The 20,180-nt window shown below is 48.1% G+C and carries 20 protein-coding genes and 1 other annotated feature; of the genes, 17 read left to right on the top strand and 3 right to left on the bottom strand.

What is annotated here, in order from left to right:
- Positions 1-46: 46 nt before the first annotated feature.
- Both PAHA3_RS15930 and PAHA3_RS15925 read right to left on the bottom strand, forming a co-directional pair.
- Positions 47-367, bottom strand: coding sequence for a hypothetical protein (locus PAHA3_RS15930; protein ID WP_062835571.1), 321 nt, complete (start codon positions 365-367; stop codon positions 47-49).
- 226 nt (positions 368-593) lie between these two features.
- Positions 594-1,667 carry a M42 family metallopeptidase gene (locus PAHA3_RS15925; RefSeq protein WP_062835570.1) on the bottom strand — a complete coding sequence of 358 codons (1,074 nt, stop codon included), beginning with the start codon at positions 1,665-1,667 and terminating at the stop codon, positions 594-596.
- A 650-nt stretch (positions 1,668-2,317) separates the two neighbouring features.
- Between PAHA3_RS15925 and spoVAC the strand changes: the two genes are divergently transcribed.
- The 17 genes from spoVAC (at position 2,318) to leuS (ending at position 19,275) form a co-directional block, all read left to right on the top strand.
- Positions 2,318-2,821 (top strand): stage V sporulation protein AC, encoded by a 504-nt coding sequence (gene spoVAC, locus PAHA3_RS15920; protein ID WP_371327916.1) that lies wholly within the window; start codon positions 2,318-2,320, stop codon positions 2,819-2,821.
- Entirely contained in the window at positions 2,818-3,834 is a 1,017-nt protein-coding gene (spoVAD, locus tag PAHA3_RS15915) for a stage V sporulation protein AD (protein ID WP_062835569.1), read from the top strand. The genes spoVAC and spoVAD overlap by 4 nt, the downstream gene beginning before the upstream one ends.
- Before the next feature lie 5 nt (positions 3,835-3,839).
- The gene (gene spoVAE / locus PAHA3_RS15910; protein WP_062835568.1) at positions 3,840-4,190 is read left to right on the top strand and encodes a stage V sporulation protein AE; all 351 of its coding nucleotides are present in this window, start codon (positions 3,840-3,842) and stop codon (positions 4,188-4,190) included.
- A gap of 207 nt (positions 4,191-4,397) precedes the next feature.
- Positions 4,398-5,354 (top strand): AAA family ATPase, encoded by a 957-nt coding sequence (locus PAHA3_RS15905; protein WP_062835567.1) that lies wholly within the window; start codon positions 4,398-4,400, stop codon positions 5,352-5,354.
- A 3-nt stretch (positions 5,355-5,357) separates the two neighbouring features.
- The gene (locus PAHA3_RS15900) at positions 5,358-6,605 is read left to right on the top strand and encodes a DUF58 domain-containing protein (protein WP_153028219.1); all 1,248 of its coding nucleotides are present in this window, start codon (positions 5,358-5,360) and stop codon (positions 6,603-6,605) included.
- Positions 6,602-8,815, top strand: coding sequence for a DUF4129 domain-containing transglutaminase family protein (locus tag PAHA3_RS15895; protein ID WP_062835566.1), 2,214 nt, complete (start codon positions 6,602-6,604; stop codon positions 8,813-8,815). Before PAHA3_RS15900 ends, PAHA3_RS15895 begins: the two co-directional genes overlap by 4 nt.
- A 110-nt stretch (positions 8,816-8,925) precedes the next feature.
- Entirely contained in the window at positions 8,926-9,453 is a 528-nt protein-coding gene (locus tag PAHA3_RS15890; RefSeq protein WP_062835565.1) for a YqeG family HAD IIIA-type phosphatase, read from the top strand.
- Entirely contained in the window at positions 9,450-10,577 is a 1,128-nt protein-coding gene (gene yqeH, locus PAHA3_RS15885; RefSeq protein ID WP_017687184.1) for a ribosome biogenesis GTPase YqeH, read from the top strand. Before PAHA3_RS15890 ends, yqeH begins: the two co-directional genes overlap by 4 nt.
- A 42-nt stretch (positions 10,578-10,619) precedes the next feature.
- Entirely contained in the window at positions 10,620-11,489 is an 870-nt protein-coding gene (aroE, locus tag PAHA3_RS15880; RefSeq protein WP_062835564.1) for a shikimate dehydrogenase, read from the top strand.
- Positions 11,490-11,571: 82 nt separating this feature from the next.
- Positions 11,572-11,865, top strand: coding sequence for a ribosome assembly RNA-binding protein YhbY (gene yhbY / locus PAHA3_RS15875; protein ID WP_017687186.1), 294 nt, complete (start codon positions 11,572-11,574; stop codon positions 11,863-11,865).
- A gap of 15 nt (positions 11,866-11,880) precedes the next feature.
- Positions 11,881-12,471 carry a nicotinate-nucleotide adenylyltransferase gene (locus PAHA3_RS15870; RefSeq protein WP_062835563.1) on the top strand — a complete coding sequence of 197 codons (591 nt, stop codon included), beginning with the start codon at positions 11,881-11,883 and terminating at the stop codon, positions 12,469-12,471.
- Entirely contained in the window at positions 12,455-13,021 is a 567-nt protein-coding gene (gene yqeK, locus PAHA3_RS15865; protein WP_062835562.1) for a bis(5'-nucleosyl)-tetraphosphatase (symmetrical) YqeK, read from the top strand. Before PAHA3_RS15870 ends, yqeK begins: the two co-directional genes overlap by 17 nt.
- 17 nt (positions 13,022-13,038) lie before the next feature.
- Positions 13,039-13,386, top strand: coding sequence for a ribosome silencing factor (rsfS, locus tag PAHA3_RS15860; protein WP_036615136.1), 348 nt, complete (start codon positions 13,039-13,041; stop codon positions 13,384-13,386).
- Positions 13,383-14,288, top strand: coding sequence for a CvfB family protein (locus PAHA3_RS15855; RefSeq protein WP_062835561.1), 906 nt, complete (start codon positions 13,383-13,385; stop codon positions 14,286-14,288). Before rsfS ends, PAHA3_RS15855 begins: the two co-directional genes overlap by 4 nt.
- Before the next feature lie 130 nt (positions 14,289-14,418).
- Complete coding sequence (locus PAHA3_RS15850; protein ID WP_062836131.1) at positions 14,419-15,189, top strand: class I SAM-dependent DNA methyltransferase; 771 nt, start codon at positions 14,419-14,421, stop codon at positions 15,187-15,189.
- Positions 15,190-15,415: 226 nt separating this feature from the next.
- Positions 15,416-16,372: a phosphotransferase family protein gene (locus PAHA3_RS15845; protein ID WP_062835560.1), complete on the top strand. Its 957-nt coding sequence runs from the start codon at positions 15,416-15,418 to the stop codon at positions 16,370-16,372.
- Between the two features lie 111 nt (positions 16,373-16,483).
- Positions 16,484-16,752, top strand: a binding site (T-box leader).
- A gap of 78 nt (positions 16,753-16,830) precedes the next feature.
- Positions 16,831-19,275: a leucine--tRNA ligase gene (gene leuS, locus PAHA3_RS15840; RefSeq protein WP_062835559.1), complete on the top strand. Its 2,445-nt coding sequence runs from the start codon at positions 16,831-16,833 to the stop codon at positions 19,273-19,275.
- Here the strand turns inward: leuS and comER are convergent.
- Positions 19,256-20,101, bottom strand: a complete 846-nt coding sequence (gene comER, locus PAHA3_RS15835; protein ID WP_036615122.1) for a late competence protein ComER — start codon at positions 20,099-20,101, stop codon at positions 19,256-19,258. The genes leuS and comER overlap by 20 nt on opposite strands.
- Between the last annotated feature and the right edge of the window lie 79 nt (positions 20,102-20,180).

Here is a 20,180-nt window from a genome sequence, read left to right as displayed (position 1 = left end):
CATTTCCGTCAAAGTCAGACATCACTTTAACCTCATTTCTTGGCGTTTAGGAATTGATTCTCTGTTGAAAAGCCCGTATAACGTCATTCAACGTCATATCGCCACCGATCTCATCAAGGAATTGCACCAGTTTATCTTGATTTGACGGGGTAACATTTTGGAGCGTTTTATATTGTCCGACCAATTCAACGACCAGTGTAGCTTCTCGAAACAACGTGACCGCATCCACTCTTAACTTCCCGCTTACCAGTAATGCTGCAACGATAAGTTCCAGATTTCTTCCTTTAAGGTTGCCATTGAGAAGGGTGTTTGCGGCATTTGTTTTTTTGGAACCCTTATTCGATTTTCCGTTCCTTCCCACTGCCATAACAGGTCCCCCGCTGCTTGGTGTTTAATTCATCTTCCGTTATTGTATCTTATGTGTAATTTCCTATAATGTTCGGCCTATTAATCTACGTACGTTGAACTAAAGAATATTTACACGTGCTACTCCGATGACAGAATAACCTTTCTGTATAAATGAGTTCAACTAACATAGTTGTGGATATAAAAAAGAGGCCTCCCGATATAGTTAGGAGGTCTCTTCTCAGCTGTTACGCGTTATTAATTATGGTATTCATTGTTGTCCGATCCAGACCCTTCACCAGCTTCACGATCAGTTCTTTGGCTGCATCGTAATCGTCTGTATGAATGATGGAAGAAGAGGTGTGAATATAACGGGCACAGATCCCAATCACCGTTGATGGTACACCAATTCCACTCAGGTGAACTTGACCTGCATCGGTGCCGCCTGGTGAGATGAAATACTGCATTTTGATCTGATTGGACGAAGCCGTGTCTTGCACGTACTCCACCATTCCGCGATGGGTGAACATACCTGGGTCAAAAATACGCAGTAATGCCCCTTGTCCAATATGTCCAAAGGACTGCTTGTCACCTGTCATATCATTCGCCGCGCTACAATCGAGTGCAAAGAAGATATCCGGCTGAATCAGATTGGCCGCCGTACGTGCACCACGAAGCCCCAGTTCTTCCTGTACTGTTGCACCAGCATAGAGTGTATTGGGTAGTTTTTCCTTGTGCAGTGCTTCAACCAGTTCAAGTGCAAGCCCTACGCCGTAACGATTATCCCACGCTTTAGCCATAATTTTCTTCGGATTGGCCATAGGTGTGAATTCACAGATCGGAACGATTTGCATACCTGGGTGGATGCCCCAAGATTCTGCTTCCGCACGGTTGTCGGCCCCAATATCAAGATACATGGTGTTCAGGTCAACAGGTTTGCTCCGTTGGGACTCGTCCAGCAAGTGTGTAGGTGTAGAGCCTACAACTCCTGTAATCCGGCGATCAGGTGTGATGATTTCCAGTCGTTGAGATAGTACAGCCTGACTCCACCATCCACCCAGTGGACGGAACTTAATCATGCCTGTTTCGGTAATGCCCGTAGTCATGAAACCTACTTCGTCAAAGTGTCCGGCTACCATAACTTTAGGGCCGGATTCCTCCCCGCGCAATACACCAAAAAGACTTCCCAGGCGATCCTGTACGAATTCCTCGGTATAAGCGGAAAGTTGCTCTTTCATCCATCCGCGAAGCTCACGTTCAAAACCGGATGCGGAAGGAAACTCCGTTAATGTACGGAACATATCCATCGTTTTTTCATTCATGTGTCAACAACTCCTCTGTTGGTATGTAGTTCAGGTCATAGTAGAACGGCTACCCGCCTGTTGTCCTTTAAGATGTAGTTCAAAAAGTCTTTTATCTTTTTTGAACATGCACTTTAATATGCTGAGGACTTGTTATTTAACCACTGGTCACATTACAGTATGAACCTTGCGTTAGTGATTGTCCATGTTTATGTCACGTATTTAAGGCATGTTTTGGGCTCGGATCATGTCCGAATTTCAAGATTCTATCCGCTGTAGTCGCAGTCCTGATGCCACTGCAATGAATATGAATATATGGAGAAGATGTCATCATTTTTTGAAGGTCTTCATGTTTAATATTCGCTTGTCTGCAACAGGAAGGAGCCAGAATATCAGATGAAGCCTCCAGAAGAGGGCACGGAAAAAGTACTGTTTATTGTTCTTTTTATCTTGCTCGTGATCGTTCTTCTTTATTTATAGAACTAACTAAATAAGTGTTCAGTCCGGCGTAATCCAATCCTGCTTCCACGGCATGTCCCTGTTGGAAACATATGCTGTCTGTCGCCGGATACATAACCTTCCGATCATTAACAAACAATGAATAGAGGATTACACCCATTGGCATTCAGCCGTAGCTTTGATCCATTTTCACATAGAGGAGGTCTTGTATCTTGCCAGCTCAATCTGCATCCGGAAGCGAAAAAAAAACATCGTCCCTGTCCATGGATGAAAAGGAGTACAAGAAAGTCGCCAAAAAACATGAGCCGCCTCGTCCAATCCTGAAGAACTGCCTCAAGGCATTTCTGGTTGGTGGAACCGTCTGCTTGATTGGACAGGCCATTCAAGAGGCTTTTATGGCCGGTTTCGACATGACATCGAAGGAGGCTTCCAGTCCTACAGTGGCGGTGATGATTCTCATATCGGTTATTCTAACTTGTCTCGGTGTTTACGATAAAATGGCTCAATGGGCAGGAGCAGGAACGGCTGTGCCGGTTACCGGATTTGCCAATTCCATGTGCTCTGCTGCATTGGAACATCGTGCTGAAGGACTTGTGCTTGGTGTGGGGGCCAACATGTTTAAACTTGCGGGTTCCGTGATCGTGTTCGGTGTCGTGGCAGCATTTGTTGTAGGCATCGTTTACGCCTTTCTGGGATTCGGAGGTGGACATCTATGAAGCGATTGGGTCGCCAAACGTGGCAGTTTGAGAATCGTCCACGAATTATCGGTAAAGCGGCAGTTGTAGGACCTGATGAGGGCAAGGGTCCCTTGTCATCTGATTTTGATTACGTCTATGACAATCTTGAGATCGGCGAGAAGACGTGGGAAAAGGGAGAACGCAAACTGCTGGAACAGGCCTCCCAGTTGGCTTTGGTTAATGCCAATATCACCAAGGAAGAGCTTCACTTTTTTGTCGGTGGAGATCTGATGAACCAGATTATTAGCAGTTCCTTCTCAGCGCGAAAATTGGGTGTACCTTACCTGGGTGTGTTTGGAGCCTGTTCTACTTCGATGGAAACGTTAGCGCTAGCGTCCATGATTGTTGACTCGGGAGCTGGCGATTATGTCCTTGCAGGAACAGTCAGCCATAACTGTACGGTCGAGAAACAATTTCGTTATCCGACCGAGTATGGCTCCCAGAAGCCGCCTTATGCGCAATATACCGTTACAGGTGCAGGGTGTGGTGTAGTTTCTCGTACCGGTGATGGTCCTGTAGTTACCAAAGCGACCATTGGACGCATTATGGATTTGGGCATCAAAGATCCCTTTAACATGGGTTCAGCGATGGCACCGGCAGCAGCCGACACCCTGATTTCCCATTTTAGGGATACTGGATTGGAGCCTAGTTATTATGATCTCATTGTTACCGGGGATCTGGCTTCCGTCGGTCTGCCAATTACCAAAGAGCTTTTGCAAAAAGAAGGCATTCCTATGGAACAAACGGTTTTTAATGACTGCGGCCTGATGATCTATGATCGGGAGAAACAGCCTTATGTTGTTGCCGGGGGAAGTGGATGCGGGTGCTCTGCCACGGTAACCTATGGTCACATTTTGAATCGAATGCAGAAGGGTGATCTTAAGCGAGTGCTCGTCGTTGCTACCGGGGCACTGCTGTCTCCAATTTCGTACCAGCAGGGTGAAAGTATTCCCTGTATTGCTCATGCGGTAGCCATAGAAAAGGAGGGATAAAGGTCATGCAGTTCTTGTGGGCATTTATCGTTGGCGGTTTGATCTGTGTTGTGGGGCAGCTTCTGATGGATGGTGTCAAATTGACTCCGGCACATACGATGAGCACACTTGTTGTGGCAGGTGCGCTTGCGGATGCATTTGGCCTGTACGACCCCTTGGTTAAATTTGCAGGTGCAGGTGCTTCAATCCCCATCACAAGTTTCGGTAATTCCTTGGTACACGGAGCATTGACGGAACTGGAGAAAGAGGGATGGCTTGGTGTCATTACGGGAATATTCGATCTGACCGCGGCAGGGATTTCGTCAGCGATCATCTTTTCATTTCTCGCCGCATTGGTGGTTAGGCCAAAAGGCTGACATAGAATGGAATATCTACTTGAACATAAGGCGATTCAGCAAAGGCTTCGGATAACTTGTATCCGGGCCTTTTTTGTCGTATTCATGCGTGAACTGCGGTGAATCTGACGGCTGGAAACAAATTGTGAGTTCCTTCGAGTGTACTCAGGCCCGTGGATCATGTACAATAAAAGGAAATCTGTATGCTTTTTTAGGAGGTTAGACCACATGCCTGTGCGCAAAGAGTCGATCCAAATCATATCCGCAGTTCGTTCGAATCTGGAATCCTGCATTATGGGGAAATCCTTTGAAATTCAACTTTTACTTACAGCTTTGCTTGCAGGCGGGCACGTTCTGATTGAAGACGTACCGGGAACTGGCAAAACGCAGTTGATTAAGGCATTATCGAAATCCATGCGCGGAGAGTACCGACGCATTCAATGTAATCCTGATATTTTACCAAGTGATATTACGGGCGTATCCGTGTTTCATCCGAAGGATGAGCGCTTTTATTTCCGTCCAGGTCCCGTGATGACCAACATTTTGCTCGCTGACGAGATTAACCGGGCAACAACGAAAACGCAGTCGGCTCTGCTCGAAGTCATGGAGGAGCGCAGCGTAACCGTTGATGGGGATACGTATGATCTGCCACATCCGTTCATGCTCTGTGCAACTCAGAATCCGATTGATTTTGAAGGTACGTATACATTGCCGGAAGCACAACTCGACCGGTTTATGTTGAAAATAAGTCTCGGTTATCCCGATAAGGAGATTGAGAAAACGCTGCTCAAGACACATCAGCTGGGTCAGCCTGTAGATCGTCTTGAATCGGTAACCCATATGGACCAAATCTCGGCAATCCAGCAGGAGATTAAGGAAGTCTTTATCGGTGATCCGGTCATGGACTATCTGCTGGACGTTGTTCGTCAAACCCGCTCCCACCCATCTGTTTTGCTGGGTGCCAGCCCACGGGCAGCCATATCCTTCATGATGGCCGTAAAAGCTTTTGCTTTCTTGCAGGAACGTGATTATGTGCTTCCGGATGATGTGAAGACGATGGCCCCTTATGTGATCTCTCATCGGATTGTGCTTCGTCCCGAATCGAGACTGGACAGTATGAGTTCCGAGGCCGTTTTGAATGCCGTACTCCAGCAGGTACGCGTGCCCGTCTCCATGGGGCAATAGTTTATGAAGCCGCTTTTGAGTACAGTCAATAGAGGGCTGCGCCACCCACGCGTATGGAGCATCGCAATGGTGTGGATGTGCTGTCTGGCTTATGTTTTGTTTCAGGGCGGGAAGACATCACTCATGTTGCTGTCGATGGTAACCCTGCTCTGTGTGTACCTTGCCATTGCTGGATTTAGCGGAGTAAGACGTGCTCAGGGAGTGCGCAAGCTATCCTCAGGTCCGGATCACGAAGAACTGCTGCATGCAGGTGACCAGGTTCAAGTACAGCTGAGTCTGACTATTCCGGGATTCCTCCCGCTTCCCTATGTGGTTGTACGTGAAATGCTGCACCGGCATAACGGAGAATCCTGGTCGTTCAAAGAAAGTTTGATTCCCAATATGCGAGGAAATGGCGAGCTGTCTTTCCAGACACCGCCACTTGAGCGGGGCAAGTATGTTTTTTCGGAAACAGAATGTGCCAGTGAGGACATATTTGGACTGATTGAACATCGCGGAAATTTTAAGGCCAAAGGCGAGTTTCGAGTACTGCCAAGAACGGTATTTATTCCATATTGGCAGCTCTACGACCGCAAATCACGGTTATCCGGTCCTCAGACGGCGCTAACTCGTTCAAGGAGAGAGACGACCCAGATCAATGGTGTACGTGACTATGTATACGGAGATCGACTTTCCCGTATTCACTGGAATGCAACGGCGAAGACGGGGAACTGGAAATCCAAGGAGTTCGAGCATGAGTCTGTACCGAAAACCATTCTGGTTCTCGATGCGCTGGCAGCAAGTTATGAACATGGGGAAGCATTCGAAATTGCCGTGTCCACGGCTGCTTCTCTGCTGGAGTATGGTGCCAGGGAACGGATGGGGATGGGATTATTGACTTTGTCTGAGGAGACATCCTTCATGGCCCCCAGTGAAAGTCTGCTGGAACGACAGAAGATGATGCATCATCTGGTGGATATTCAATATAACGGGCAGGATGCCCATCTGTTGCCTGGGGTGGAAAGAATAGCGCGTCAGCTGCCCCAGGGAGCTTATTTTGTTGTGATTTCTCCCCAGAAGGATGAAAAAATAATGGAACTGTTGCGCTGGGCCGATACGCGGGGCATGACTCCATGTCATATTCTGATCGATACCAGTGAATCCCGCCGGAGTGCGGAGTGGAATGCCATGTTGCGTGGAAGAGGCACGCGGTCATTCACAGTTTCTCACTTGCAGGAGCTTCCAACGGTGATGGGGGGAGGTTCTGTATGAGTACAAAAGGAAATCAAAGTGTTACAGGCAAACGATCCTGGTATCATGCAGCTTCATTGCTCTGGATTTTCCTGATTGGAATGCAGTGGATATCGTTTACGCAGGAATCGTGGTATACGGAGACAACTTCTCTGGTGTTATGGACACTTGCAGCAGTCAGTGTGCTGGAGGTCATTCTGCCCTTCAAAACGGTGTATCGGACGATCATCAAGGCGGTTGTCGTTGTTTACATTTTGCATAAAACGCTAATTGATTACACGGTATACATCCCTTATGGTTCTTTAACGGACCGGGCGGAGCAGTTTATATTGCACATGACGCCGTACATCTGGTTCTCCTTGTGTGCTTGGGTAATGCTTGAAGCTGCTCTGCGCCTCGTGACCACAACACGTCGAATTCTTGTTTTTCTGGGTGTTAACATCATTTCGATGGGGATTCTCGATTCGTTTACCCAGATTCCACTCTGGATCGAAATCGCTTGGGTGATGTTCGCGGGCATGGGATGGCTTGTATGTCAGCATTTCCGTAATTATCAGCTACAGTATCCACAAGGATGGAAACGAATTATCCGGTATCCTTATAAAATCCTGGCCAATATTGCCATTATCTTTTCTTTGATTATTGTAGCCAGTGTCAATATGCCGGAGATTCCACCCACCTTGACGGACCCATATACGGCTTGGCGTAACTTTACCGGAACGTCCACTAGTCAGGCTGGAAACGGTAACCTCGATATTCCGGCGGCTACTGAATCGGGATACAGCAGGGAAGACAATCAGCTTGGTGGAGGATTCAACTTCGACTATACCCCTGTCATGTCTGTCACGACCAATGAGCGCAGTTACTGGCGCGGTGAGACACGTGCGGAGTACACAGGCACAGGTTGGGACGACCGTGGACGCGGTGCGACAGAGAATGTTGAAGCAGGACAGCCTTTGGAGAATGATGAATCTGGTAACGTGAACACCAAACAAGTGACTCAGAACGTAACGATGCTGAATGACAATGTCTATCCGATTCTGTTTGGTGCTTATTCGATCTCGGAAGTGAGTTCAATTAACGGTGAGGACAGAACGGAACGTATGCTGTGGAATGCCGAACAGGCTGAACTGCATGTGGTGACAGACCGTCAGCAACCACAGTATCCCAAGACATACACCATCGTATCTGAAGCCCCTGTGATTGTGGAAGATGAACTTCGTACGAAGTCTTTTGAAGATCTGTATAACAGTAATCCGGCAGATGATATGTACTTGCAGTTACCATCCCGTTTCCCTGACCGGGTGTCGAATCTGGCAGCCGAGATAACGGCATCTGCGAATACCCCGTATGAAAAAGTGGCATTACTGCAAAACTATTTACAAACTAATTTTGAATACACGAACAATCCGGATTTATCTCGAAAAGTAAGCAGCGACTTTGTGGAAGGCTTCCTGTTCGATATTATGGAGGGCTACTGTGACTACTTCTCCACTGCGCTGGTGATGATGGCGCGCTCGGAGGGCATTCCTGCAAGGTGGGTTAAAGGTTATGCGCCTGGACAACTGTCCCTGAATTCGGACATGCAGGCTCCGCGTCAACCTGGCGCGGAGATTGAGACGACCTACACCGTTACCAATGCAGATGCACACTCTTGGGCAGAGGTTTACTTTGGTGAGTATGGATGGATTCCCGTTGAAGCAACGCCGGGCTTTGATATGCCGCTGCTCACGGAACAGCCTGATGTACAGCCTGTAGATGAGCCTGAAGAACAGCCAGAAGAGGAGCCGGTACAAGAGGAAGAGCAGACACCTGCACCTGAGCAGACAACGTCTGCCATCCCGACTTTTGTTATCTGGGCTGCAGGAGCCATCATCGTATTGTGGGTGGCATACATGTTCTGGCGTAATCGTTTCTCCATGCGATTCTTCCTGCTTCGTCTACGGACAGGTGGACCGCTCACCCCTGAACAGAAGGTAGTGGCAGAGACCGAGCGTTGGATTCAGTATGTGAAACGCAAAGGACTGACCCGGAGCGGAGACGAAACACTTCGTGAATCGGTAACTCGATGGAGCCAGGCCAAACCGGCTGCAGAAGCGACATTGCATGAGCTTCTTACGAAGTTTGAACAGACTCGCTACAGTCCGGCGTCCGTAACTGCCGACGACTGGAAGGGTGTCTATCAGACCGCCTTGAAGCTGCGGAAGGAACTGAAAGCGGAACGGGCATAGTTGTTGCCCGTCCCGTTTTTCCTTTTTTCCTATGCCATCAGGCGCTGTATGCATTTTCAGGAAAGACGGATTTGTGATATAGTGTGTCGTATGAAACTGAGGTGACTTCTTTGTTTAAAATGTTAATGCCCAAGCTGCGTGTAGACACGGTTTTTGACATTAATCTGGAAGAGCTGTACGCTCAAGGCTACCGTGGAATTATAACTGATCTGGATAACACACTCGTTGGAGCCAAAGCCCCTGATGCTACGCCCGAACTGATTGAATGGTTTGCACGTGTGAAAGAGGCAGGTTTCAAGCTAATGATTGTGTCCAATAACAATTTGAATCGTGTATCCCTGTTTGCGACCCCGCTGGATATCCAGTTTGTGCATAGTGCACGCAAACCATCGAATGTACCGTTTCGTAGAGCAATGAAAATGATGGAGTTATCTCCTGAAAAAACGATTGTAGTAGGCGATCAGATGCTTACGGACGTCTATGGAGGGAACCGAATGGGGCTATATACCGTTCTGGTACTGCCAATCTCCATAGGAGACGAAGGCTTTATGACCCGCTTCAATCGGCGCGTGGAACGGATTGCTCTAACGAGTTTACGCAGGAAAGGCTTATGGCTTGAGGAGGAAAAGAAGAAATGACAGAACCGCATAACGGCAATCTTGCCGTAAGGTGCAGCGGATGCGGCGTGCATCTGCAAACAGAAAATTCGGAATTACCAGGGTTTATTCCCGAGAAGGCACTGGATCGTGAACCGGTTATATGCCAGCGCTGTTTCCGTATCAAAAACTACAATGAGTCATCATCCGTTACGGTGGATCAGGACGAATTCCTGGCGCTGCTTAGCAAAATCGGGGATAAGGATGCACTTGTCATCCATATCGTTGATTTGTTTGACTTTGATGGCAGTATTATCTCCGGTCTGCAGCGTTTTGTAGGCAACAATCCAGTATTGCTTGCTGTGAACAAAACGGACTTGCTTCCGAAGGTAACCAACTGGAACAAGGTTCGAAACTGGGTACAAAAGCAAGCCAAGGAACAAGGTTTGCGCACAGTGGATGTAGTCTTGTGCAGTGCCAAGCAAAATCAGGGCTTCGACCGACTGCTTGAGCTCGTGGGAACGTATCGCGAAGATCGTGACGTGTACGTGGTTGGCGGTACCAATGTGGGTAAATCCACACTGATTAACCGTCTGATCCGTGATTACAGCGATCTGGAGCAGGAACTGACCACGTCCCGTTATCCGGGAACGACGCTGGATATGGTAAACATTCCGCTGGATGATGGAAAATATATCATTGATACGCCTGGAATCGTGTATCCATGGCGTTTCAGCGAGATTGTTTCACGTAAAGATCTCGCTGCCATCATGCCGGAAAAACCGCTTAAACCGGCTGTGTATCAGTTGAATTCCGGTCAGACGCTGTTCTTTGGCGGCATGGCTCGATTCGACTTTGTTGAAGGTGATCGTCAGTCGTTCACTTGTTTTATCAGCACTGCGCTTGATATTCACCGGACGAAGCTGGAGCGTGCAGATGATCTGTACCGCGACCACCTGGGAGAATTGTTGTCTCCGCCAACCCGTGAGGATGCAGCAGAGATGGCTGAATGGACCAGACATGAATTCCGCATCAAACGCGGCAGTCAATCGGATGTATTCATCTCGGGTCTGGGCTGGATTAAGGTAAATGGCGATATTGGCGCACTGGTTGCTGTTCATGCTCCAAAAGGCATTCGCGTACAGATCCGCCCATCCTTGATCTAGTATTATCAGAACCTCTACATCAGATGGATCGGAGGCGGACCTATGTCTGAGCAGAAAAATTTCAACTCTTCACTTCCCGTGTTGCTTGGTGTCATGGGTGATCCTATTGCTCACTCCAAGTCGCCGGCAATGCACAATGCGGCTCTGCAGGCTGCAGGAGTGAATGGAATGTATATGCCACTGCATGTTCATCCAGATCAACTGGAAGCGGCAGTTCGGGGAATTGTGGCACTGGGCTATCGTGGTGTCAATGTCACCATCCCGCACAAAGAGCAGGTAATGCAGTATCTGGATGTGATCGATGAAAGTGCTCGCCTCATTGGTGCGGTGAATACCATCGTCAATGAAGGTGGAACACTGACAGGGTACAATACGGATGGTATTGGTTATGTCCGATCTCTGAAGGAAGAGGCTGTGCCGGAGCTTGCGGGTAAACGTATTGCTGTCTTGGGCGCAGGTGGAGCAGCGAGAGGTGTCATATATGCACTTGCATTGGAGAAGCCTGAACGCATCCACATTCTGAACCGTACAGCGGACAGAGCTATTGTACTCGCTTCGGATTTACGTGCCCATGGCTTGGGAGAGATCTCGGGTAGTGGCATAGAAGACGCTGCAACGGTACTGGCTACGGCTGATATCGTTATTAACACAACGGCTGCAGGCATGCACCCACATGTTGATGAAGCACCGGTTGATCCCACACTGATCCGTGAAGGCGCAGCGGTGAGTGATCTGATCTACAATCCGCTGGAAACCCGTCTGCTCCGGGAGTCGCGGTTACGCGGGTGCACGGTACACGGTGGTCTGGGTATGTTTGTATACCAGGGTGCAGTGGCCTTTGAACATTGGCTCGGTATTCCGGCTCCAGTGGAGACGATGAGACGAGCTGTACTAAACAGTTTTGAAGTGTGAAAATAATAATTGAACGGTCAGGCCTGGACAGTCTTTGAACTGTCAATCAGGGCCTGCTCAACATAAGGAGTATGGAGTATTCATGTTAAACGGTAAACAAAAGCGCTTTTTGCGGTCACAGGCACATCACCTGACCCCTGTATTTCAGATTGGTAAAGGTGGAACGAATGAACACCTGTTCCGTCACATCGAAGATGCGATTGAGAAGCGCGAATTGATGAAAGTGCAAGTGTTGAACAACAATGACGAGGACAGAAAAGAGATGGCAGAAGAAGTTGCCCGTGAAACGGGAAGTGAGCTTGTACAACTCATCGGTAACACAATCATCCTGTACAAAGAATCGCGCGATAACAAACAAATCGAACTACCTAGATAAGGGAGCGTGACGCAGGTGAAGATCGGCATCATGGGTGGTACGTTTGATCCGATCCACATGGGGCACCTCCTGGCAGCAGAGGCGGCAAGGGATTCACATGCACTGGATGAAATCTGGTTCATGCCCTCCCATGTTCCACCTCACAAACGTGGCGCCGGAGCTTCGGGACAGCAACGTCTCGACATGACGGAAGCGGCAGTGAAGGGTGTACAGCAATATGAGGTGCTGGGCATCGAGATGGAACTGGGCGGAGTGTCTTATACAATCGATACGATGAAGGAACTGTGGCGTCGCCATCCTGAACATGAATTTTATTTCATTATCGGGGCGGATATGGTGAACTATCTTCCCAAATGGGAGCAGATTGAAGAACTTGCCGAACGCTTAACCTTTATTGGGGTTGGTCGGCCGGGCTTCCAGTTACATCTGGATGATCTACCAGACGAGTTACAGGATCGGGTCCTATTAGCCGAGATGCCCTTGGTGGATATTTCATCGACAGCCGTACGCAGACGTCTTGCCAAAGGACAGTCGGTACGCTTCATGATTCCTGATGAGGTGCACCAATACATTGTAAGGAGCGGTTTATATGGCACTAAGCCGTGAGGAACTGATTCAAGCCGTATCTGGTCAAATGCCGGAAAAACGCTGGAAGCATACACTGGGCGTGATGGAATCGTCTGTGATGTTGGCTAAAAAATATGGTGCTGATCCTGTGAAAGCAGATCTGGCAGCGATATTGCATGATGTGGCGAAGTACTGGCCCGTAGCGGAGATGGAAGCGGTCATCCGTGATAACGGATTAAACCAGGAACTTCTGCAGCATGACAAGCAGCTCTGGCATTCCGAAGTCGGTGCTTTTGTAGCCAAGCGTGATTACGGTGTAACGGATTCCGAAGTTATTCATGCCATCCGGTGGCATACCTCGGGTCGGGTAGGCATGAGCTTGCTGGACAAAGTGGTATGTCTTGCCGATTACATTGAACCGGGACGAGATTTCCCGGGAGTGGATCATATTCGCGAACAGGCTGAACGTAGTCTGGAGGAAGGTTTAATTGCCGGATTCGATTCGACGATCAGCTTGCTGATTTCGCAACGACGTGTCATTTATCCTTTGACTATGCTGTCGCGGAATGACTTAATTGCACAATTATAGATTATGGAGGTTGGTTCATGACAGTATCATCGAAAGAACTTATGAATATGGCGGTTGCTGCCGCTGACGACAAAAAGGCATCCAATATTGTAGCATTGGATCTGATTAATGTTTCCCTGGTGGCAGATTATTTTGTTATTTGTCACGGGAATTCCGATACACAGGTACAGGCCATAGCCACTGAAATTCGCAAACAGGCTCATGCAGCCGGAGCGACGATCAAAGGTATCGAAGGTATGGATTCCGCACGTTGGGTACTGATGGACATGGGCGATGTTGTTGTTCATATCTTCCACCGCGACGAGCGTGAATACTACAACATTGAACGTCTATGGTCTGACGCCAAAGTGGTGGAAACTGTATGAGTTTGATTGCTGGAACAGTCGTCTCTTTGCCGGTTTCACGTGAAGTGTCTCCGTTTGGTTTCTTTTTGACGACAGGATCGGAAGATGTACTGCTTCACTACACCGAGTTAACGCGGGATATTAAGATTGGTGAAACGCTTGAGGTATTTGTATTCTTTGATACCGAAGATCGTCTGGCCGTAACGATGAAAAAACCTTATCTCATGCTTGGCGAAATGGCACGACTGGTTGTGGCTGATGTTCACCCACGACTGGGCTGTTTCCTGGAAATGGGACTTGGACGGCAATTGCTGCTCCCTATTCGTGAATTGCCTGAATTGGAAGAATTGCGTCCTCAAGTGGGGGATGAAGTCTTTGTAATCATGGAACATGACAAGCAGGGACGTCTGCGTGCCAAATTGGCCGGGGAACGTGAGCTTTCACCCTTGGCTTTCCATGCGCCAACTTCATGGTTAAACGAGTGGGTTGAAGCGACGGTATATAAGCCACTGCAGATGGGTACTTTTGTACTTGTAGAGGGCGGTGTACTGGGCTTTGGCGCGATTGGGATGATTCATTCATCTGAACGTAGTCATATGCTGCGCCTTGGTGAGAAAGTGAAATGTCGGGTGACACTGGTACGTGAAGACGGACGTGTGAATCTGGCCATGACTCAACTCAAACAAGTTGGACGTAACGAAGATGCAGACAAGCTGCTCGCCTTTATGAAAGAGCGTCCTATGGGCGGCATGCCTTACTCGGATGCAACTCCGCCTGATATCATCAAGCAGCGCTTTGGCATCAGTAAGTCTGCTTTCAAGCGTGCCTTGGGCAAATTGATGAAAGACGGATTGGTGGTTCAAAAGGAAAGCTGGACGTATCTGTCCGAAACTGCTCCTGCGGATCAAAGTGAAAACAAGTAATTTTCTTGATTGAATATTTCGTAATATGAAACTCGGATAAGGCAGGGATAGGCTGGGTAAACACCGGATGCCCCTGCTTTTTCTTTTGTTAGCAGGATTGGAAAATGAAATTGAAAGTGCGGTGCCTGACATGTCTTACCGGAAATTTGCCTACGTCTATGATGAATTAATGGAAGATATGCCTTATCCGGACTGGATAAGGTTTGCAAGAACAGCATGGGAACAGCATGGAATGCCCAAAAGTGTCGCTGAACTTGGCTGTGGGACGGGCTCTATTACGATCCCGCTCGTAAACTCCGGTTTTGAAGTTACAGGCATTGACCTCTCATCAGATATGCTGTCGGTTGCGCGCAGCAAGATGGAGGCTACGCCTCAGGGTCATCGCTTGTACCGCGAGGGCAGTGTCCGTTGGGTGCAGCAGGATATGCGGGAATGGCGAGTTCCGGAACCTGTGGATTCGGTGATATCTTTCTGTGATTGCGTCAATTATCTGCTTGAACAAGAAGATGTCATTCGAACATTCCAGCGGACATACGAGATGCTGAAGCCTGGTGGAACGTTCCTGTTTGATGTGCATCATCCCAATACCCTTATTCGTTATGATGAAGAGCAGCCTTTTGTACTGGATGAGCGCTCCGTATCTTATATTTGGACTTGTGATCTGGACCAGGATCGCTGTGAGATCGAGCATCATCTCAGTATCTTTTCGCGTGTGGAAGATGGTAGCAAGGATATGTACCAGCGCTTTGAAGAAGTTCATGTTCAGCGTGCGTATGACCCGGACTGGATGAAGCTGGAGTTGTCCAAGGCAGGCTTTAGAGACGTGAAGGTATATGCGGATTTTGAATGGAAAGAGGCCGAAGACAGCGCACAGCGCTTGTTTTACGTTGCTGTGAAGTAAGAGCGTATAATGAGAACTGTCCTTATGTATGGTGCATAAGGACAGTTTTTTTGTTTGATTTTCCATGGAGAATGAATAGCAATATTCTTAAATAGGGTAAAGGGATGCAAGAAAAGATTTATCGACGTGACAAAAAGTATTGCCAGTTAAAGTAAAGGAGGCGATAATAGTCGGATAGAAAGCGTTTTCTAAGAAAATAAATCAATTGTCAATGTGAGGTGTAGAAATGGAAAGTACATATAAAACAAGACTTACGTCAGAACAACTGAATGTCATAATAGAGCAGCATTTCTCTGCAAGTATACTGGACTATAAGGAAATGGTGGATGGCTGGGCCAATCATGCATATCTCATTACCCTAAGTGACGCACAGCGGGTGGTACTCAAAATTGCACCGTCGGCTTCGACAAATCTGATGCGCTGTGAACAGGATCTCATGATTGCCGAAGTTGAGGCACTACGCCTCATCACGGAGCTACAGGATGTTCCCGTACCCCAAGTGCTGGCTTATGATGATTCGTTAACTATGGCTTCAGCGCGTTATTTTATCATGGAGTATATGTCTGGAACACCCTATAATCAGGTTAAGGATCAATATTCTGCGGAAGAGCAGGAAGCCATTGAACACCAGCTGGGCCGGTACAATCGTCGAATTAATGAAATCAAGGGTGAGAAGTTTGGATATTTCTCGGAGCAAAAACAGCGATATTCCACATGGAAAGAAGCATTTATGAATTTGATGGATGACATTCTTACCGATGGTGAAGAAGCCGGAATTACATTTTCGATCGATTACCCTGAATTGAGACGTTTGATTGAAGAAAAATCGAATGTGCTGAACGATGTCAAAGAACCTGTGCTTGTCAGTTGGGATCTGTGGGATGGCAATGTTCTAGTAGACAAAGGTCGCATCACAGCGATGATTGATTTTGAACGTTCACTGTGGGCAGATCCTCTGATGGAGCATTATTTCAGTCATTTTAACTATACTCCCGGTTTTGTGAAAGGGTATGGGCATGCGATTACAACTGAAAGTGAGCTGAAAAGAAGAAGTCTGTATGACTTGTACTTTGATCTGGTGCTGCGCATAGAGTGCGCTTATCGCCAATATGATAATCAGGAACATGTGAATTGGACCATTCATAATCTGGAGGAAGGCATTGAGCGTTTTCGGTTATCCTGAACAGCAACCAGCGTTATGAACGGTACGAACCTTAGACTTCAAGATGGCAATTATAACGTGTAATATTGACTTTGGGCTTGCTTTTTTATATAATGTTCCCGATATTGTATACATATTTCGATGATAAGGATCAGTAGTAATTCCTGTACATAACAGAGAGCCGGCGGTTGGTGCAAGCCGGTTGACAGTGATTTGCGAACTCGCCTTGGAGAAATGCGGTGATTACACCATTCTGTTTAACCTGCTTGTATAAAGCTTGGGTTCAGGATGGAAATCCGCATCGGTTAACCGCCGTTACAGGTCCAAAGGGAGTGGATGACGAAGCACGTTCGTCCGCTAACTAGGGTGGTACCACGGGAATTCAACCTCTCGTCCCTAGCGCTGCAAACGCTACGGGATGCTGAGGTTTTTTTGTTGCAATTAAAGATAAAGCGAATAACCTGAAGGAGGAACAATAGATGAGTGAGAATAACCAGCCGAAACACGGCTATCAGCCACAAGTCATGGAAAAAAGTTGGCAGCAATACTGGGATGCAAACAAAACGTTTAAAACGGGTGAGGACCCAGTTAAGCCAAAATTTTATGCACTGGATATGTTCCCTTACCCATCCGGTTCAGGTCTGCACGTAGGCCACCCGGAAGGATATACGGCAACGGATATAATTTCTCGTTATAAACGTATGCGCGGTTACAATGTATTGCACCCAATGGGTTGGGACGCTTTCGGCCTGCCTGCTGAGCAGCATGCACTGGATACAGGTGAACATCCACGGCATATTACATTCCGCAATATTGACAATTTCCGTCGCCAGATCAAATCGCTCGGGTTCTCTTATGACTGGGATCGTGAGATCAGCACAACGGACCCTGGATACTATAAATGGACGCAATGGATCTTTATCCAACTGTACAATAAAGGCTTGGCTTATGTGGATGAAGTCGCAGTTAACTGGTGTGAAGCCCTTGGAACGGTACTGGCTAATGAAGAGGTTATTGATGGCAAAAGTGAACGCGGTGGACATCCGGTTGTACGTAAACCGATGCGCCAGTGGGTCCTGAAAATTACCGAGTATGCAGAGCGCCTGTTGGAAGACCTGGAAGAGCTGGATTGGTCTGAAAGCATCAAGGATATGCAGCGTAACTGGATTGGTAAATCCACAGGGGCAGAAGTTGTTTTTGCCATTGAGGGTCGCGAGGAAGTCATCAAGGTGTTCACTACCCGTGCGGACACACTGTTCGGTGCGAGCTTTGCAGTACTTGCTCCGGAACATGAGTTGGTAGAAGCGATTACAACCGATGACCAACGTGAAGCGATTCAGGCTTATCAGGAGCAGGCTTCTCGTAAGAGTGATCTGGAACGTACAGATTTGGCTAAAGACAAAACAGGTGTATTCACCGGCGCTTATGCAATCAATCCCGTTAATGGCGCGAAACTGCCGATCTGGATTGCTGATTACGTTCTTGCAGGTTACGGTACAGGTGCGGTTATGGCTGTTCCGGGTCATGATGCACGTGACTGGGAATTTGCGAAGCAGTTCGGTCTGGATATCATCGAGGTTATTCAAGGTGGGGACGTTACACAAGAGGCGTACTCGGGTGATGGCGCGCATGTGAATTCCGATTTCCTCAACGGATTGAACAATGAAGAAGCGGTTGCCAAGATGATTGCTTGGTTGGAAGAGAACGGCAAAGGACAAGGGAAAGTGACCTATCGTCTGCGCGATTGGCTGTTCAGCCGTCAGCGTTACTGGGGTGAACCAATCCCGATTCTGCATCTGGAAGACGGAACGATGAAAACAGTACCGGAGGATCAACTTCCACTGCTGTTGCCTGATATCGACCAGATCAAACCTTCGGGTACTGGAGAATCACCACTGGCGAATGTTACGGATTGGGTAAATACAGTAGATCCGGAAACGGGAATGAAGGCACGTCGTGAGACCAACACTATGCCACAATGGGCGGGTAGCTGCTGGTATTACCTGCGCTTTATCGATCCGCACAATGACAAGGAACTGATCTCCAAGGAGAAACAGCAGCAATGGCTGCCAGTTGATCTGTACATTGGTGGAGCAGAGCACGCGGTGCTTCACTTGCTGTACGCTCGTTTCTGGCATAAAGTGCTGTATGATCTGGGTGTTGTGGAGACCAAAGAACCTTTCCACAAACTGGTGAACCAAGGTATGATCCTGGGCACGAATAATGAGAAAATGAGTAAATCCCGTGGTAATGTTATCAATCCCGATGAAATCGTCAATGAATTTGGTGCAGATACATTGCGTCTGTACGAGATGTTCATGGGACCATTGGAAGCGACAAAACCGTGGAATGCAAACGGGGTTGAAGGCATGCACCGCTTCCTGTCACGTGTATGGCGTCTCTTCATTAACGAAGACACAGGAGCCATCAATGACAAGATTACGGTGGACGGTGGAACGGATGAGTTCAAACGGACTGCCCACAAAACGATCAAAAAAGTTACGGAAGATCTGGAACACCTGCGCTTCAACACATCTATCAGCCAGCTGATGATTTTCATCAACGATGCATACAAAGCCGACACACTGCCTCGTGAAGCGATGGAGAACTTTGTGCAGTTGTTGTCACCACTGGCACCGCATATGGCAGAGGAACTGTGGAGCCGTTTGGGTCATGAAGGTGGCATCTCTTACGTGGCTTGGCCTGAATATGATGAGTCCATGACAGTGGATGCGGAAGTAGAAATCGTTGTTCAGGTAAACGGTAAAATCGTAACCCGTGCTACGATCGCGAAGGATCTGGATGCACAGGGTATGCAGGACTTTACGATGGAGCTGGCACCTGTTAAGCAGGCGCTGGAAGGCAAGACCATTCGCAAGGTCATTGCCGTTCCAGGCAAACTCGTTAATATTGTTGCCGGTTAATCTCACCGGCTCGGAATAGTTCATCCAGCTTTAACAAATCTTCATCATATTTGTCATGTGTCGTGTGGATCAGGCTGTCGAAAACACCGTCGAGACTAACCTTCAGCAGTGCAAGTGCCTGAGCGGTAATACCGCCAGGTACAGCGACACGAGCCTGAAGCTCTTGCGGCGTGTATCCTCCTTCGGTGAGCAGCTTGCCTGTTCCCAGAAGCATTTCGCCAGCCAGAGCACAGGCATCTGCCCTTTTGATACCTGTCAGCTTCACGGCGCTTTCGATCCACTGTTCCAAAAAGAACGATATGAATGCAGGTCCGCAGCTAGAGAAGTCGGATGTGATTCTTGTACAGGCTTCATCCACCTGGTACGGCCTGCCTATATGACTGAGCAGACTTTCCAACACAGCGCGGTCTTCACTGGTCATTCGTTCGCCATGTATGCAGAGGGACGCTCCACTGCCGACTTGGTGTGTGACGCTGGGAATTACCTTGGAGACTTTGCAAGGAAGTGAAGATTCCAGATGTCGCAGCTGCACGGGACTGGTGATCGAGACAATTATATGATTGGGATTCACGACAGGTAGGATGTCGTCAATGACATGTTTGAATTCAAGCGGCTTCACGCACAGGAAGATGATATTGCTTCGGATCACCGTTTCCCGATTGCTCTGGGATTCATGCAGACCGGGGTAACGGAGGGATAACTGACGTACTTTGGACGGGGTTCGATTGCTGGCGGCGATCTGCCGGGGCTCGAGTGCACCCGATTGGATCAGGGCATAGATCAACAGGCTGCCCATGCTGCCGGTTCCGATAAATCCAACCTTCATTGTTTCAGGCCTCCTTTCATGCTTTACGGTACTGGCGCAGTTCATTCCCTCTATTCTATGCGTGAGGACCTGTTTCACA

It is taken from the genome of Paenibacillus amylolyticus, from assembly GCF_001570725.1.
GTDB lineage: Bacteria > Bacillota > Bacilli > Paenibacillales > Paenibacillaceae > Paenibacillus > Paenibacillus amylolyticus_A.
This window is presented reverse-complemented; position numbering and strand designations above follow the sequence as displayed.